Origin of the sequence: Collinsella sp. zg1085, from assembly GCF_018889955.1 — a bacterium.
Classification (GTDB): Bacteria; Actinomycetota; Coriobacteriia; order Coriobacteriales; family Coriobacteriaceae; genus Collinsella.
Window position 1 is genome coordinate 1045103 of sequence record NZ_CP076545.1, and the last position, 16998, is coordinate 1062100.

A 16998-nucleotide genomic window follows, 5' to 3' on the forward strand; every position below is an offset into this window, starting at 1 on the left:
CTTCCATAATAGCGTGATATAAATCGTGCATACGCCCTCAACACCAAAGCAAATCAAGTAAATAATCTATACATGACGAGTGTGCTGCAATCGTATACAACAAATAGCAATCGACCTTGCGCAATACCCAACTCACTTATAAGGCATGCACAAGGTCGATGTAGATGTAACTATCAAACAAACCAGAGGGTTTAATCCTGCTTCATAAGAGGGTTTTCTCGCTTGAGTAGGGTCATAAACTCCTCGCCGGTAATCGTCTCTTTCTTATACAAATAATGAGCCAGCTCATGAAGCTTAAACTTATTCTCGCGCAAAACCTGTAGTGCGCGTGCGTGAGCAGCGGCTATCATCTGCTTAACATCAGCATCCACGCGCTCAGCAGTGCCCGGAGCACAGGTCAGTGAAGTATCTTGATTAAGATAGGCATTTTGAACGGTTCCAAGCGCCATCATGCCAAACTCATCAGACATGCCAAAACGCGTAACCATATTGCGCGCTAATCGCGTAGCCTGCTCAATATCATTTGCAGCACCAGTTGTCATTTCGTTAAAGATGAGCTCCTCAGCAGCGCGACCACCACAATACACCGCTAACTTGTCGAGGGCTTCTTGGCGCGTAGTCAAAAACTTCTCATCCTGCTCAACTTGCATGGTATAGCCCAGCGCACCGTTGGTACGCGGCACAATCGTAATCTTAGTAACAGGAGCACTATGTGTTTGTGAAGCCGCAACTAAGGCATGACCAATCTCGTGATACGCCACAACCCGCTTTTCATGGTCTGACAACACGGTAGACTTGCGCTGCTGACCAGCAATAACAACCTCTACCGACTCTTCAAAATCCTCCTGCGTGGCACGCGTGCGCCCCATACGAACAGCACGAAGTGCGCCCTCATTTATAATGTTCGCTAAGTCTGCACCCGAAGCGCCTGGTGTTGAACGAGCAATCACCGTTAAGTCAAGGGGTGGCTGCGTTTTAACCTCTTTAGCATGTAGCTCAAGAATTGCCTGACGACCTCGCATATCAGGCAGCTCAACCGGAATACGACGGTCAAAGCGGCCAGGGCGCGTAAGCGCTGGGTCTAACGAATCAGGACGATTGGTAGCAGCAAGCACCACAATACCTTTATGGTTATCAAAACCATCCATCTCAGTTAGTAGCTGGTTAAGCGTCTGTTCGCGCTCATCATTACCCGAGAAGCCGCCGCCGTCACGCCGCTTACCAATGGTATCAACCTCATCAATAAAAACGATACAGGGCGCTTTCTCATTTGCCTGCTTAAACAAATCACGCACCTTTGCAGCACCGCGTCCTACAAACATCTCAACAAACTCAGAGCCTGAGATGCTAAAAAACGGAACTCCTGCCTCACCAGCAACTGCCTTAGCCATCAGGGTTTTACCGGTACCCGGAGGGCCCACCAAAAGCGCTCCACGTGGCAACTTGGCACCAATTGCCTCATAGCGCTTAGGATTCTCAAGAAAATCAACTACTTCTTTGAGCGATTCTTTTGCCTCTTCTTGACCGGCAACATCCTTAAAGGTCACGCCTACATCTTTGCTCGCAACAATACGCGCACCCGATTTGCCGAGCCCGCCGCCCATATTAAAGCCGCCGCCAAAGTTCATGGAAGGACCATCGTCTCCCATTGCTTTTTTCATACGACGGTTAAGCCACCAGCCAATACCCATAAAAAGAAGAATTGGACCAAATATGGTTAGAAGGTAATAGAGCCACATATTTGATGACTCATTAGGAATATCAACACTTGTATTAGCACCACTCTCACGAATGAGCTTCCAAATCTCGGTATCATTGATAGGAACCGAGGTGGTATATACCGTATCTTTATTACCTTTAAGAAGATACTTTGCTTCCGATTGACTGTCGTAGGTGTACTTTAGCGAGTCAACGCGCTTATCTTGAAGAGCCGTTGTAAAATCGCTATAGCTCACCTTTTCAACTTGAGTACCTGTCTTTAATTGTGGAAACACAAAGGTATTCAATACAACATATACGGCAAACGCAGCAAGCACATACAAAACCATGTTACGTCGGCGCTTGTTTTCATCCATTCCCATGAGCACTACTCCACTCAAATCGTATTAACTGAGCAAAGTATTCCCCGCAACTCATACGGTATACAAAAATGATGTAACGCCAATAAGTTTCCTCAAACTGGAGCAAAGACTTGGAATCGATGGATTGTAGTTAGTTAAAGCGTTCTTTGTTGAGAAGGTCATAAAGCCACTGAAGATTAAGAAGAAGTGGTTTAGACTGAGCGTCAATGACTGGTTGGACGACTTTGTATATGTCGCGTTTGATTGCATTGACATCAATACTTTGTAAATCAATAAGTCTCATTTCTTCATCTCTAACTCTAATTAAATGAAATTTTTCATCAAAAACAAAAAAATAAGAATTTGAAGCATAATATCTGTACTCTAAGCTATAGTGACTTTCAAACAGAGGTACATTTTCTTCTTTAAAATTGTAATTGTATATAGCATTGCCGCCATCATAATCATATGAAAAACCCTCGATATCAGGGGTTGCTGCCCAATACAGACTATCTACAAGCTCCATCAGTACTGGCTCTACTCCCTCTTTATGAGGGGTATAGTGTGCGTAGTAGACTGCGCTTAATTTGAGATTAAAATACACATAGCCACATACTATGACTATAAGGATAAAAACTCTAATAAGTTTTTTGCGCATAATCTGTCCCCTATACCTCTCAAGCTTAGTTAAAGCGGTCTTTGTTAAGAAGGTCATAAAGCCACTGGAGATTGAGAAGGAGTGGTTTATGTTGAGCGTCAATGACTGGTTGGACAACTTTGTAGATGCCGCGTTTGATTGCATTGACATCTACGTCAGTGGATTCAAGTGAGTTTGTCTTGTCGTTATATACTCTTACTAACTGAAACCTATCATTGAAAACAAAAGTTAAAGAATTGGGAGTATAGTACGCATACTCTAACCCATTACGACTCTCAAACAGAGGAATATCTTCTTCTTTAAAATTACAATTGTATATAGCATTGCCGCCATCATAATCATACGAAATACCCTCGATATCAGGGGTTGCTGCCCAATACAGACTATCTACAAGCTCCATCAGCACCGGCTCTACCCTCTCTTTATGGGGAGTGTGTTGAGCATAGTAAACTGCGCTTAATTTGAGATTAAAATACACATAGCCACATACTATGACTATAAGGATAAGAACTCTGATAAGTTTTTTGCGCATGGCAAGTCTCCTATACCTCTCAACCTTAGTTAAACCGGTCTTTGTTGAGAAGGTCATAAAGCCACTGGAGATTAAAAAGGAGTGGTTTAGACTGAGCGTCAATGACTGGTTGGACGACTTTGTAGATGTCGCGTTTGATTGCATTGACATCTACGTCAGTAGACTCAAGCGAGTTTGTCTTGCCGTTATATACTCTTGATATTTGAAATTTACTATCGAACGTAAATGCTAAATCACTATTATCACAGTATCTGTATTTTAACCCTTCAAAACTTGTAAAAGACGGTATCGACTCTCCCTTATAGTTGCTATTCAAAATAGCTCGTGGACCATCATAATCATATGAAATACCCTCGATATCAGGGGTTGCTGCCCAATACAGACTATCTACAAGCTCCATCAGTACTGGCTCTACCCCCTCTTTATGAGGGGTGTAGTGAGCGTAGTAGACTGCGTGTAATTTGAGATTTAAATACATATAGCCACATACCAAAATTAAAAGGATAAGAACTCTAATAAGTTTTTTGCGCATGGCAAGTCTCCTATACCTCTCAAGCTTAGTTAAACCGGTCTTTGTTGAGAAGGTCATAAAGCCACTGGAGATTAAGAAGGAGCGGTTTAGACTGAGCGTCAATGACTGGTTGGACGACTTTGTAGATGTCGCGTTTGATTGCATTGACATCTACGTCAGTAGACTCAGACGAAAGAGAATCTCTATTCCATACCGACTCTAATTGGAATTTATAGTCGAAAGTATAAAGTTTAGACCCTGAATCAAAATAATAATACTCTAGACCATAATGGCTATCAAAAATCGGTACATTTTCTTCTTTAAAATTGTAATTGTATATAGCATTGCCGCCATCATAATCATACGAAATACCCTCAATATCAGGGGTTGCTGCCCAATACAGACTATCTACAAGCTCCATCAGTACTGGCTCTACCCCCTCCTTATGAGGAGTGTGTTGAGCATAGTAAACTGCGCTTAATTTGAGATTAAAATATACATAGCCACATACCAAGATTATAAAGATAATGAGTCTCATGGGTTTTTTGCGCATAATCTGTCTCCTTAACGACGTAGCTGTTTGGAATACTTCCGAGCTGATTGTGTAGCTTTTTTCTTTGTAGTGCGCGAAGTTGTTTTACTTGTCTTTTTCTTTGCATGTAAACTTGCGCTGCGTACTGGTTTTGCTTGTTTGTGCGCAGGCTTGACAATCTTCTTCTTGGCTGGCTTTTGCATAAATGACTTGGTGATGCTATGTATGAAGCCAGCGGCAGGCTTTAGAATATTGTTGTTCACAAAGTTGGAAACCGGCTTTATCACGTTTTTAACTATTGGCTGCACCACATGCTTGTTAACAAACCTAACTACCGGCTTTATAACCTTGTTCACCACCGGCTTGACCACGTGGGTATGTGCTGCTTTGATTATCGGCTTAACCACATTATGATATAGAGAAGCTCTTGCCTTCTTAACGACATTGACGCTGCGGGAAACAGTATCTGAGACAGCTTGGGTCACTGATTTTGTTAAACGGGTAATTGATTTAGCAGAATCTTTTAGGAAAGAACCAACAGGCTTTACGATATGCTTATCTACAAATTGTGCTACCGGCTTAATACCATATTCATAAACGTTTCCCCCAAGCTTTCTTACTAAAGCGCCACCCAGAGTAACGGCACCTAATCCAGCACTTAAAACTGGGCTAATAATATGGGACTTAATAAAACCTAACGGATTATTAACAAACGATGTTACACCTGCCTGCATGCTTGTAACAGCACCATTTATAGCTTGCATAGCATAGGTATGTGGATTTTCCCTAAAGGATTCAAACTCTTTTCTTGCTTTGCTAAAAAGCCCAGACAGTGCAACTCCCACACCCCCGAGCGTTGCAGCTGCAAAGAAAACATTAAGCATTTCTTGCTCTTGCGCGCTTACGGCAGGTCCTGCTTGCAATTTAAGAACTTCTTGGTAGAGGCGCTCACGTTCTGTATCGAGATTTTTTATATGATAGTGTTTTAGAATCTTTTGATAATCACTTAGGTTTTTATAGTCAGGGTGATATTGAAAGATAAAAGCATCGATATCGGTATTACGGTCTTTTGTATCAATGGTGGTCAGCAAATCTCCAGTAAATGAATTAAGTTGAAAGAAATTATCATCAGGAGCTATTCCCCAAAAAACACTTGGAGAACGCCCAACTACAAGTTTTAGCGCCTCTTTGAAGTAGGAGCTTTTCTTCATAGAGGCTAATGTTGTAAAAAGATGTGGGAAATCAATCTTATATTTTTGGTCTCGATGAACCTCCCATAAATTTTTATATACATCCCCATAATTCCCCACGCGCGGCGTATCACCAAAGTCATTCACTAGTGATTGCAGCATATTAGTTGCATAGACCGGATAGGCAATCCAATTATCCACAGTATGGTTGACCTGAGCCTGATTGTTACTATATTTTTCTCGTCCCTGGCGTTCAGCTTCAGCAATATAAGCAAGAAAGCGTTCTTTCTGCTCTTTCGTCATACCGGTATTCACTAAAAACGGGTCAACGGGTTCTGTTTGCGCAGAGCTTGCAACATCGGACTTGAGTTGCAAGATATGAGAGACACTGCCTTCACGTATACCATGAGGCTTGGGATGAGTACTTTTAGGGTATGTGTGCCTAGCAGAAGGTATGTGAGATGCGCTTGCGTTCCCCTCATTCTGTGCCTGAGCAGAATGAGCAGGCTGAGCAGCATCGGGTTTATCCAGCGTGATAATCTTTTTATACACAAAGCTATGTTCTGTATCTTGTGTGATTGTGCCAACAAATGTATCAGGCAGCTCATAACCAGCAAGCAATGGAGGTACATAGGAGATATTTCTCTGACTAAGCACACGCACGTGCTTATCCTCGATAAGCTTGTTGTTATCTTCATCTACAAAGTGAAAACAAACGTTATGCAATGGTGTGTATACAAAGGTGAGTACCGGGCAGGTGGGGTCGCTTTCATCTTTTTGGATGTCGAGAAGTTGATAGTTATCAATCGATGCAGCGCGAAAACTATAACGCTCATCACTCAAGCCAAGATAGTGTTCTTCAGCTTTAAGCTCAACACCAGAGCTATCAACATAGCGCACCACAATGTGTTGCCGCATGCGAATAAGAAGCTTTGCTTGTAGGCTTGTACCAAACAAGTCATAACGCACTGCCCGAGGATAAGCGTATGAGTCTGCCACGCGTTGAGGTGCAGGTGAATAAAACACATAGGTAAAGCTTGAAAGAAAACCCGCACCTAAATATCCTCCTCGCGGAAGATCTACCGAGCCATTGAGGTTTTCTGCATCTGGTGTTGTGTCATAGATAATGCCATCTTGTTTGGTGAGATGACTTTCTTCAGGGATAATCTCTACTAAGTTTGCCAAATCAGTTACTACACCTTGAGCCGAATCAATATCGGTTGAGATAAAACTTGCAACCACCGGCTGCTCATGTGTGGTGTTATGTCTCACAATCTGGTAGTGAAGCCCAAGATTACTTGCACGGTTATACAGCACGGAGATTGCGTTTCCGCGCGCTCCATGAAAGTATTGCTCACCAGTAAAACCTAAGCCCTTATACGGGTTAACTTCGTATCCAGAGTTTGCCTCCCAATCCTCTTGGTCTGACCCTATAACGGTCCAGATAAGGTCAAGTTCAATACCTGATTTGGTTGTGCCTACATAGGTAATTCTTCCTGAGTCTCCTTCATTCATACGAAAGGCACGCACTGAAGCTTGGGGCGCTCCTGCTGAAAAGGTGGAAAAATCAAAGTCACCAAGTTCTTCTCCGTGTATAAGCTCAACACGTGTCTTATCAGACCAGTGAAGACCTTCGGGGGTTAAAAAGTTATCATCGGTAAGGTTATCAGCGATAAGTGAGATAGAAATATTATTAAAGTAATCAACACCCGCAGCAGCTCTATTGAACTCGCCATGAACAAGCACGTCTGAGATTGATGGAATACGCTCTTCAGAGGTACTACTCTCATCTAGTACCGGCGTGGCTAAGGTATCTGAGTTTCCGAGTTCTGCGCTCGTATCCCCAGAAGAAAGAGTAGCTCCATCACGACGAGCTGCCGCTGTCTCAAGATAGTTCGATGGTGAGCCAGCCACATAATCGCCCGTATTATCTGCAAATACAGTAGTTAAATGGAAGCCAGCAAAAATAAACACAAGCGCAGCGATTGCCCGAGCAACAGAGCGATTCCCCATATCAATCCTCCAAGAAATCTACTGGAGAACAAACAGCTTAATGAAGTATTTTACTTAAATTAATTTAATCAACAGGTACTAAAAAATATCTAACTCATCTGAAACAATGTGCAGACCGCTCATAATAATTAACCAATATACAGGCTGTAAGATGCACGGGTACCTTCATACAGCCCTACAAATTCCTATGTTTATAAATACTTGTATACTTAGCTCAACACCCACACGGTTCACGTTGAATGCAAGCAATTAGGTCCTCAAATTCTATTTTGCGGGAATAATTTCGAGCCAAAAGCCATCGGGGTCCTCAATAAAGTTGTACCAGTTTGAACTGCATAATACACCTCTCATAACGCTTGTGCGCTCAAACTATACCCGCGCTCAAGCATAGTTTAGATGTCAATCACGAAAACAATCCCGCCCGATAAGAATACTCATTTGATACGTGCGGGCAGAGCTGCCAAAACGCAACAGCAGAAGCAGCAGCAACATTGAGTGAATCAACCCCATGAGCCATAGGAATACGCACACACATATCAGCTTGAGCAATAGTTTTAGGCGAAAGACCGTACCCCTCACTACCCATAAACAGCGCCAAGCGCTCTATATCTTGCAGTTGCGGCATATCCAACGAATATGATGTATCGCTCAAGGCAAGTGCAGCACAGAGAAAGCCTTCTGCTTTAAGCGTCCTCATGCCATCGCCAGGCCAAGTGTTTATGGTATTACCTATGCGTGTCCAGGGAATCTGAAAGACCGTACCCATGCTTACGCGCACCGCGCGTCGATACAGCGGGTCGCAGCAATTTGGACTTACGAGTATGCCATCAACATTGAGCGCCGCCGCCGAGCGAAAAATAGCACCTACATTGGTATGGTCAACAATACCTTCAAGTACGCAAACCCGAAGCGGCGGATGAGCTTTTGCACGAGCTAGACTTGCAAGAAAGTCTGCTGCGGGCAGTAAGGGCGGACGACGAAAAGCTGCAAGTGCTCCGCGCGTTACGCTAAATCCCGTAAGTTGCTCCATGAGCTCCATGTCTGCAACAAAAATAGGAATGTCGGGATTGAGCGTTTTAAGTAAAGGGCTCAAACTATCAAGCCAGCGCTCGCCCATCAAAAAACTCATCGCACTCATGCCAGCTGCCAGCGCCCGCTCTATGACCTTAGCGCTCTCTGCAATAAAGATACCTTGCTCAGGTTCAAGCACCGAGCGCAGCTCACGCTCGGTCAAGCGGGTATAAGCCCTCAGACGTTCATCCTCAAGCGTGTTAATCCGAATGATATTCACAGTTATGCGTCGCGCGAAGACGATTTGCCTAAACCACGCACAGTTCGCTTAACCATGCTCAATAAGCCGCCCTTGGGTGCTTGAGCGTCAATCGCGCGCTGGTGTTCACGCTTATTCCATTCGTCTTCAAGGATTTGTCCGTATTCTTCTTCAAGGCGTGCATAAAAAGCAATAGCAGCATCAAGGTCGTCTTGATTTGGATGCCCCTTACCAATACCGCCAACAAGCTTGAACGGTCCCCAACTATCGTAACCTTGGCAGCCAAACATCGTTAAAACCGTAGCCATTTTGACCTGACAAACACCTGCAAGGTCTCGACCATGCCATTTTTCGTTACCGCCATATGTCATGAGCCCAAAGACTTTATCACCATAGCTTAGACATTGCTCAAGCACACGCTTAAGTCCTGCGTCAAAGCCGCCATAATAAATCCCTGATGCAGCACCAATTAAATGATAAGACGAAACGTCAGGAACCTCATGTTTGCCAAGTGTTGCAATATCTAAGGTATCAATATCAGGAAAGGCAGCAGCCAGCGCATCAACAACTTTTTTTGTATTTCCATGATGACGACTACGATACAAAATGATGGTTTTCATATGCTCCAAGCCTTTTCATGTAATCCGGATAACCTGTGTGTTTATCAACTATAGCGCACTACACCTCAGCGCAGAAGCCCACACCCGCCAAATACTAAACGCGCTGATAGGTACAGAACTGATACTTTACGCCCGCATCACCCTCACCCGCCTGAATTGTGTGAGTGTCAGACTCACTAACTAAGCGCCAGTCAGGATGCTCATCTAAATTAGGAAACCGTGTATCCACCGGATGAACAACATGGTTCTTGGTGATGATAGCCTCACTACAGCGCCCTAAAAGCGCTTGGTATATTTGACCGCCACCAATAACCCATGCAAGTTCATCAACACCTAAAAGCTCATCGAGCTCGTCAATACTATGAATCACTTCAACCTCTGCCGGCGCAAACTGACTATCGCGCGTAATAACAATATTGCGCCGCCCAGGTAAAGGCTTTGCTCCTGGTAAGCTTTCAAGCGTCTTTCTACCCATGACAAGTGTTGCCCCGCGAGTTGCATCAACAAAATGGCGCATATCGGCTTTATTATTAACCACCATGTCACCCGAGCAACCAATACCCCAGTCGTCACACACTGCAACAATTGCCTTAAGCACTGCCATATATGCTCCTTTATCAATTGAGCCTAAAAAGACCCGTCAACCCTATCTACACAGCAATTGGAATACCCTTGATTTGCGGACCTGTCTCATAGCCCTCAACTATCAAATCATCCGTTGTAAAGTCGTAAAAATTACGTACCTCTGGATTTAAGGATACGCACGGCGCACTAAGCTGCGGGCGGCTAATAAGCTCACGCACGAGTGGCACATGGCGGTCATAGATATGCGCGTCAACAATAACATGAAGCAGCTCTCCGGCCTCCATATTAACGTGGCGCGCAACCATCATAAGCAACAGAGCGTACTGGCACACATTCCAATTATTTGCCGCCAAAATATCTTGACTGCGCTGCATGAGCACCATATTAAGTACTGGCCGCGCATCTTGAGCCCCCTGAGTAACGTTATAGGTTACGCTGTATGCACACGGATACAGATGCATTGCATGTAAATCTGAAAACGTATACATGTTGGTCATAATACGACGCGAAAACGGCGTGTGCTCAAGGTCATACAGCACGCGATCCATCTGGTCAAAGTCGCCCTCAGGATAGTGTGAGGTCTGGGCAATCTGATAACCATACGCCTTACCAATAGAACCTGTTTCATCAGCCCATTGGTCCCAGATATGGCTCTTGAGGTCGTGGATATTATTCGACTTCTTCTGATAAATCCATAAAATTTCATCCATGGCAGACTTCAAGGCAGTGCGTCGCAAGGTGAGCGCCGGAAACTCTTCACGCAAGTCATAGCGATTGGTTACACCAAAATTTTTGATTGTATAAGCTGGTGTTCCATCTTCCCAGTGCGGACGTACCTTCTCGCCCTCGGTAGTTGTACCGTTATCTAAAATATCCTGACACATTTTAACAAAGAGCTGGTCTGCCTTGCTCATAGTTCCTCCTGCCAGCGTGTTTTATAACTGAGTCACTCTATACCGATACCAACAAGCTCATACCTTACTGCGTGGGGCGAGCGCTTATTTGCCATAGGTGAAACTGTACCCATTTCACACTATCTATCGACGCTTAAACTGCTCTTCCATCTGGCGCAACATATCAAGGTCAGAACGCGGAGCAGTACCGCCACCTAAACCGCCCATCAGCTGGCTCATATCCATGCCGGCTAAATTGCCAAGACCTGGCATACGCATTTTTTTGCTCTTACCCTTTTTGCCCTTTGCCTTTTGAGCACCGCGTTGTTGCGCCATATTGCGCATACGGCCCATCATCTTGTTCATCTCTCCCCACTGCTTCATGAGGATATTTACATCGGCTGGTGTGGTGCCTGAGCCGCGTGCAATACGAGCGCGGCGCTGCCCGTTAATCATGCTTGGGCGCAAACGCTCCTCAGAGGTCATCGACAAAATCATGGCTTCAAAGCGCGTAAAGTTTGATTCGTCTAAATTGCCCCCCATCTTGGCAAGGGCACGCTGACCACCCGGTAACATGCCTAAAATCTTAGTCATGCCACCCATTTTTTGAATTGTGCGCATTTGCTCAAGCAAGTCGTTCATGGTCAGACCATCGCGAAGCATGCGCTCAGCTGCAGCCATCTGCTGAGCGTCTGCCATCTCCTGAGCCTTTTCGATAATGCCCACTACGTCGCCCATACCAAGAATACGCTTGGCCATGCGCTCAGGGTTAAATACCTCAAGCGCATCAGGTTTTTCACCAACGGAGGCAAACTTAATGGGTTTTCCGGTAACAGCACGCACCGATAAGGCACCGCCGCCACGAGCATCGCCATCAAGCTTAGATACGATAACGCCGTCAAATTCAGTGCGCTCAGCAAAAGTAGCAACAACATTGACAATATCTTGACCAGTCATGGCATCGACAACCATAAGCACCTGATCAGGCTTAACGGCGCGCTTAATATCAACAGCCTCTTGCATCATGACTTCATCAATTTGCAAGCGACCTGCTGTATCGACAATCACCACATCACGCATGCTATTGACTGCCTCGCGAACAGCATCTTCTGCAATTTGAATGGGGTGGGCTCCATCACCTCGAAACACTGGTACGCCAATTTCTCCACCAAGGGTAGCTAACTGATCGGCTGCAGCAGGACGATATACGTCGCATGCTGCAAGCAGAGGGCTTCTACCTTGCTTTTTTAAGAGATAGGCAAGCTTTGCCGCAGCGGTGGTTTTACCAGAACCCTGGAGGCCCACAAGCATAATAACGTTAGGAATACGACTTGATAGCACCAATTTGCTCTCGGTAGCACCTAAGAGCACAATAAGCTCGTCAAGAACAATTTTTACAACGTTTTGCGCAGGGGTCAGTGATTCAAGCACCTCAGCTGTCAAACAGCGCTCACGCGTGCGCTCAACAAAATCGCGCACCACCTTAAAGTTAACGTCTGCCTCAAGCAAAGCCATGCGAATATCGCGCATAGCACTTGTAATATCAGCCTCGGTTAGTTTTCCTTTGCCACGCAGGCGGTCAAAGGTATCGGCAAGGCGATCGGATAAGCTATTAAACATAGGCTCGCTCCTTTTTGACAGCGTAAAAACTCGTACTTGCAAAAACGCTTAAGATAAGATGGTTGCTCTTAATCTTCTCCTACCAGCGCTCGGCTAAAACTCAGAGCATCAAAAACTTGCAAATCTTCTAAATGCTCACCTACGCCAATACGATAGATTGGCAAACCAAGACGTGCCGCAACCGCAAGTGCAATGCCGCCCTTTGCGGTACCATCGAGTTTGGTAAGAATGATGCCGTCAAGACCTAGGGCATCGTTAAACTCACGTGCCTGATTGAGCCCGTTTTGACCGGTGGCCGCATCGATTACCAACACCACGTAAACCGGCATGGGACCGGCTTTGAGTTTTTCGGCACGTTTGCGCGTAACGCTAACCACCTTACTTAACTCACGCATAAGCTCCGCCGACGTATGCAGACGACCAGCCGTATCAATCAAAACCAAATCGGCACCACTGGCATCAGCTTCGTCTAAGACATCAAAGCACACACTTGCCGGGTCAGAGCCGCGGTCGCGTTTTACCACAGGTACACCAGCGCGGTTTCCCCACACATCGAGCTGCTCAATTGCTGCTGCCCGAAAGGTATCGGCGCTTCCTATTACCACGCGACGACCCTGTTCTGCTGCTGCAGCTGCAAGTTTTCCCACAGTAGTTGTTTTGCCGGCACCATTGATACCGACAAACAGCACACAAGCAGGACCCGTAGCAAAAATATCTTTACGAGGTGCGACAAAAATATCTGCGAGACGCGCAGTAAGAGCGCGGCGCAGTTGAGGAGCAGTGGTGAGATTTTGTCGCGCAGCCTCTTCACGCAGTTTATCGGTGATAGAAAGGGCAAGCTCAGCGCCCATGTCACCCATAACTAGGGTATCCTCAAGCTCTTCCCAAAAACGCTCATCAACATCGCCGCCAAAATAAAAAACCTCGTTTAAGGCCTCACGGCTGCGCTCAAGACCACGCTTCAATGAATCAAATAAACCCATTAGACATTCACGACCTTTCCGGAGCTGCGATCAAGGCGCTGACTTACCACACGGCTCACGCCGTCTGCTTGCATAGAAACGCCGTAGAGGACATCGGCATCTTCCATAGTGCGCCTCTGGTGACTAATTACCAGCAGCTGCGTTGAGCTGCGCAAGGTATCTAGCGCACCAATAAGCTTGCTCAAATTTGCATCATCAAGAGCCGCCTCAACCTCATCTAATACATAAAACGGTACCGTTCGCGTGCGATATACCGCAAAAAGAAGGGCAAGCGCGGTGAGAGACTTTTCACCGCCGCTCATGAGCATCATCTTGGCAATGCGCTTACCACGAGGTTGAGCCACCACCTCAATGCCTGTTGTTGCCGGGTGCTCAGGGTCAGTCATTTCAAGGCGCGCCTGACCACCCGGAAATAACATGCTAAAAACTTCGCAGAAATTCTTATTAACCTCAGCAAAGGTTAGCAAGAATTGATTTTTCATTTTGCGGTCAATGGCATGAATAATCTTGGTAAGCGAGTTACGCGCGCGCTCCAAATCTTGAAGCTGCGCCTCAACATATGTTGAGCGCTCTTTAAGCTCCTCATATTCCTGAAAAGCCACCTGATTAACTGGGCCTAAATTGTTGATTTGGCGGGCAATATCTTCTAGTTCACGCCGACAAGCCGCGGGGTCATCAGGAGCAGGCAGCATAAGCGCTTCTTCAAGAACACCGCCCTCTGCCGTTACTGATGCAAGCGCATTTTCAACCTGAACCTCAAGCTTACCACGCGCAACCTGAAGCTCATTGAGTGATGCACGCGCATCATCAACAGCAGTCTTTGCTGTTGCTACCTCGGCCTTAGCATGCTCAATGGTCTCTCGTAAACTACTCGTACCTGCCTCTGCCATAGATGCCTGATCGCGCAAACGCGCTGCCCAGTCATGCGCTCTCTCAAGGAGTGCGTCATAGCGGCTGTGCAGAGGGTCTATACGCAGGCGCAGTACCTCAAGCGAACGCGCCGATTGCTGTGTTGCATGAATCTTGTGGTTCAGACGCTCTAAGCGATGTTCAAGTTCTGGGACTTGCTTTGCTAAATTGCGCTCACGTTCAGTTGCTGACGCAAGTCTTATTTTTGCTTCTGCAAGCTGTTCTGTTGCTTCACTATCTTGTATTCGCAATTGTTCAAGTTCATCAGCGGCGTTTTGCGAGGCTGCACGAAGCTCTGCTACGTGCTCACGCGCTGCTTCTCGCTTGGTACTCAATTCATCGAGCTTAGGCTGCGCTGCTTGAACTTTTTCTGCCGCTTGATGACGACGTTCACGCAAGGTATGCATCTCAGCTTGAGCACGAGAAAGCTCATGTTCCATGCGTCCAATTTCTGAGCGGGCAGACGCAAGCTCACCATCGAGCTGAGCAATGCTTTGGCGAGCATCATCTTTTGCTTGTGACGCATCTTCAAGGGCGCGCTCGGCATCAAGTACCTGTTTTTGCGCCTGTTCATGTAACACGGATACATCAGGGTGTACATCTGCCAACTCACGAATACGACGCTTGCGCTCAAGGGTGCCTTCATGAACAGAGGCCTGAGCTCCCAAACGAAGTACCTGTGTATGAGAAATACAAGTTCCCGCGCGTGTGACATACATGACACCTGCTGGAGACGAACTGCCTAAAACCTGATTGACACTATCAACCACATAATAATGACCCAACATATTACGCAGGGCACCCTCATAACCAGGGGTAATGCTCAACATATCAATCAGGCGGGTGCCAAATGGTGCCGAAGCATCATCATGATTTGTTTGCGCTGTAACAAGGGTTGCTGCACCAGAGAGCTCCTGCGCTTCAAGTTCAGGAACCAGTACCGAGAAGGTGTTAGCATCTGACACCACACGGGCGTTCATATCTGAACCCAATATCTTTTCAACAAGCTTTTCAATATCGGCAGGTGCCTCAAACACATCAGCAAAACGTGCACTCACATAATCGGGGTGCTGCGAGCTGATGGTATCCAGCATTTCAGACCCTTGAAGATGCTGGTCATCAAGACGACGCAAATTATTAAGCTCTAGCTCAAGTTCAGATAATTTATCTGCTGCAGCACGCTCGGCAGCTCGCCTAGCTACAAGTGCAGCTTGAGCAGTTTGATAGGCGGCCTTTGCTTCAACATCCGCCGTCTTTGCATCAGTCAGCTTTGCCTCAAGCTCTACCACGTAGTCTCGTCGAGCTGAAAGCGCTGCATGCACCTGTTCAGACTGTTCCTCAATTTGTTCTATACGCGAGGCAAACATGGAGTCTTCAAGTTCTGCATTTGAAAGCGTTTCGCGCAGGCGTGCAAGCTGAAGCGAAGCATCGTCGATTTCGCGCTCAAGACCTCGAACCTCACGTTGCATATCAGCGATACCTTGTTCAAGTGAGGTTCGTTTGTTATGCAGCTCACGGGCAGCAGGGCCTGCATCTTGTACGGCAGCCTCTGCTGCCTGCCGGGCGCCACGTACCTCATCAAGCTCTTTCTGCGCGGCTTGCAGCTCTTCCTGTACGCGACGATACTGATGCTCTGACCCTGAAAGGGTACTTCTCATCTCAGAAAGCTGGCGCACCATGTTGCGCCCTTTTTCTTCAAGTAAGCGCATGTCTGAGCCAATGCGTCCCACCACATCTTGCATGTGCCGGCGCTGTTCGCCTAAATCTCCAACAAAGAGACCCTTTTCCTCAAGCATAACCTGAAGTTTTTCAAGCTCGCGCTCTTTTTCGGCATGACGGTATGTCGCCAACTCAAGCGCTGCATCAGCCTCAGTGCCTTGCTGCTCAAGTTTTTTCCAGTGACTCTGCAAGCGCCGTAGCTCATCAACTGCCAAGATTTGAGTGAGCTCATGAGCTCGTTTGGTTAAGTCTTGATACTTGCGCGCACGGTCAACTTGACGCTCAAGCGGGCGAAGCTGACGTGTGAGCTCACGGTTAATATCACGTGCCCGCGTGAGGTGGGCATCCATAGACGAAATCTTTTTTTGCGCACGCTCCTTGCGGCGTTTATGTTTAGAAATACCAGCCGCTTCTTCTATAAGAGCGCGACGTTCTTCAGGGCGACTTTGCAAAATTGCATCGAGCTTGCCCTGAGAAATGATGGAGTGTGTATCTTTACCAAGACCGGAGTCGTGCAAAATATCCTGAATGTCCATCAGGCGGCAAGGGCTTGCGTTAATAAGATACTCGCTCTCACCTGAGCGATACATGCGCCGCGTTATAGCCACCTCATGAAAGTCAACCGGAAGCGTTCTATCCGCGTTATCAAGCACCAGAGTTACCTCAGCAACTCCCACCGGCTTACGTGCAGAAGAGCCTGAAAAAATCACGTCTTCCATAGCCTGACCACGCAGTTGCTTGGCGCTCTGCTCGCCCAACACCCATAAAATTGCATCAGATATATTTGATTTGCCAGACCCATTTGGTCCAACAATAACCGTTAAACCCTCTTCAAAACTCATATGAGCACGGTCAGCAAATGACTTAAAACCTTTAAGCGTCAGCGATTTAAGAAACATAGAG

General features: G+C 46.3%; 13 protein-coding genes. All 13 read right to left on the minus strand.

All coding sequences use genetic code 11. From position 1 onward, the window contains the following. Positions 1 to 191 precede the first annotated feature (191 nt). The 13 genes from ftsH to smc all read right to left on the minus strand — a co-directional run bounded on the left by ftsH (position 192) and on the right by smc (position 16994). On the minus strand, positions 192 to 2081 hold the full coding sequence (ftsH, locus tag KPC83_RS04480; protein ID WP_216278074.1) for an ATP-dependent zinc metalloprotease FtsH: 1890 nt from the start codon (positions 2079 to 2081) through the stop codon (positions 192 to 194). 130 nt (positions 2082 to 2211) lie between these two features. Continuing rightward, entirely contained in the window at positions 2212 to 2718 is a 507-nt protein-coding gene (locus tag KPC83_RS04485) for a hypothetical protein (RefSeq protein WP_216278075.1), read from the minus strand. A gap of 25 nt (positions 2719 to 2743) precedes the next feature. After that, the gene (locus KPC83_RS04490) at positions 2744 to 3250 is read right to left on the minus strand and encodes a hypothetical protein (RefSeq protein WP_216278076.1); all 507 of its coding nucleotides are present in this window, start codon (positions 3248 to 3250) and stop codon (positions 2744 to 2746) included. A gap of 25 nt (positions 3251 to 3275) precedes the next feature. Next, complete coding sequence (locus KPC83_RS04495; protein WP_216278077.1) at positions 3276 to 3782, minus strand: hypothetical protein; 507 nt, start codon at positions 3780 to 3782, stop codon at positions 3276 to 3278. A gap of 25 nt (positions 3783 to 3807) precedes the next feature. Then, on the minus strand, positions 3808 to 4314 hold the full coding sequence (locus KPC83_RS04500; RefSeq protein ID WP_216278078.1) for a hypothetical protein: 507 nt from the start codon (positions 4312 to 4314) through the stop codon (positions 3808 to 3810). An 11-nt stretch (positions 4315 to 4325) separates the two neighbouring features. After that, on the minus strand, positions 4326 to 7496 hold the full coding sequence (locus tag KPC83_RS04505) for a MucBP domain-containing protein (RefSeq protein ID WP_216278079.1): 3171 nt from the start codon (positions 7494 to 7496) through the stop codon (positions 4326 to 4328). 403 nt (positions 7497 to 7899) lie between these two features. Continuing rightward, complete coding sequence (locus tag KPC83_RS04510) at positions 7900 to 8793, minus strand: RNA methyltransferase (protein WP_216279266.1); 894 nt, start codon at positions 8791 to 8793, stop codon at positions 7900 to 7902. Then, a complete protein-coding gene (locus KPC83_RS04515; RefSeq protein WP_216278080.1) occupies positions 8790 to 9386 on the minus strand; it encodes a flavodoxin domain-containing protein in 597 nt (198 codons plus the stop codon). The genes KPC83_RS04510 and KPC83_RS04515 overlap by 4 nt, the downstream gene beginning before the upstream one ends. A gap of 94 nt (positions 9387 to 9480) precedes the next feature. After that, positions 9481 to 9990, minus strand: coding sequence for a dihydrofolate reductase (locus KPC83_RS04520; protein WP_216278081.1), 510 nt, complete (start codon positions 9988 to 9990; stop codon positions 9481 to 9483). 46 nt (positions 9991 to 10036) lie between these two features. After that, positions 10037 to 10885 (minus strand): thymidylate synthase, encoded by an 849-nt coding sequence (thyA, locus tag KPC83_RS04525; protein WP_216278082.1) that lies wholly within the window; start codon positions 10883 to 10885, stop codon positions 10037 to 10039. Between the two features lie 123 nt (positions 10886 to 11008). Continuing rightward, complete coding sequence (gene ffh, locus KPC83_RS04530; protein ID WP_216278083.1) at positions 11009 to 12484, minus strand: signal recognition particle protein; 1476 nt, start codon at positions 12482 to 12484, stop codon at positions 11009 to 11011. 68 nt (positions 12485 to 12552) lie between these two features. Further along, the gene (gene ftsY / locus KPC83_RS04535) at positions 12553 to 13467 is read right to left on the minus strand and encodes a signal recognition particle-docking protein FtsY (RefSeq protein ID WP_216278084.1); all 915 of its coding nucleotides are present in this window, start codon (positions 13465 to 13467) and stop codon (positions 12553 to 12555) included. Further along, on the minus strand, positions 13467 to 16994 hold the full coding sequence (gene smc / locus KPC83_RS04540; RefSeq protein WP_216278085.1) for a chromosome segregation protein SMC: 3528 nt from the start codon (positions 16992 to 16994) through the stop codon (positions 13467 to 13469). Before smc ends, ftsY begins: the two co-directional genes overlap by 1 nt. Positions 16995 to 16998: the final 4 nt, after the last annotated feature.

Excerpts from the sequence above, each read along its gene's own strand:
- ftsH (WP_216278074.1), bottom strand. The coding sequence starts at position 2,081 with ATGGGAATGGATGAAAACAAGCGCCGACGTAACATGGTTTTGTATGTG.
- KPC83_RS04485 (WP_216278075.1), bottom strand. The coding sequence starts at position 2,718 with ATGCGCAAAAAACTTATTAGAGTTTTTATCCTTATAGTCATAGTATGT.
- KPC83_RS04490 (WP_216278076.1), bottom strand. The coding sequence starts at position 3,250 with ATGCGCAAAAAACTTATCAGAGTTCTTATCCTTATAGTCATAGTATGT.
- KPC83_RS04495 (WP_216278077.1), bottom strand. The coding sequence starts at position 3,782 with ATGCGCAAAAAACTTATTAGAGTTCTTATCCTTTTAATTTTGGTATGT.
- KPC83_RS04500 (WP_216278078.1), bottom strand. The coding sequence starts at position 4,314 with ATGCGCAAAAAACCCATGAGACTCATTATCTTTATAATCTTGGTATGT.
- KPC83_RS04505 (WP_216278079.1), bottom strand. The coding sequence starts at position 7,496 with ATGGGGAATCGCTCTGTTGCTCGGGCAATCGCTGCGCTTGTGTTTATT.
- KPC83_RS04515 (WP_216278080.1), bottom strand. The coding sequence starts at position 9,386 with ATGAAAACCATCATTTTGTATCGTAGTCGTCATCATGGAAATACAAAA.
- KPC83_RS04520 (WP_216278081.1), bottom strand. The coding sequence starts at position 9,990 with ATGGCAGTGCTTAAGGCAATTGTTGCAGTGTGTGACGACTGGGGTATT.
- thyA (WP_216278082.1), bottom strand. The coding sequence starts at position 10,885 with ATGAGCAAGGCAGACCAGCTCTTTGTTAAAATGTGTCAGGATATTTTA.
- ffh (WP_216278083.1), bottom strand. The coding sequence starts at position 12,484 with ATGTTTAATAGCTTATCCGATCGCCTTGCCGATACCTTTGACCGCCTG.
- ftsY (WP_216278084.1), bottom strand. The coding sequence starts at position 13,467 with ATGGGTTTATTTGATTCATTGAAGCGTGGTCTTGAGCGCAGCCGTGAG.
- smc (WP_216278085.1), bottom strand. The coding sequence starts at position 16,994 with ATGTTTCTTAAATCGCTGACGCTTAAAGGTTTTAAGTCATTTGCTGAC.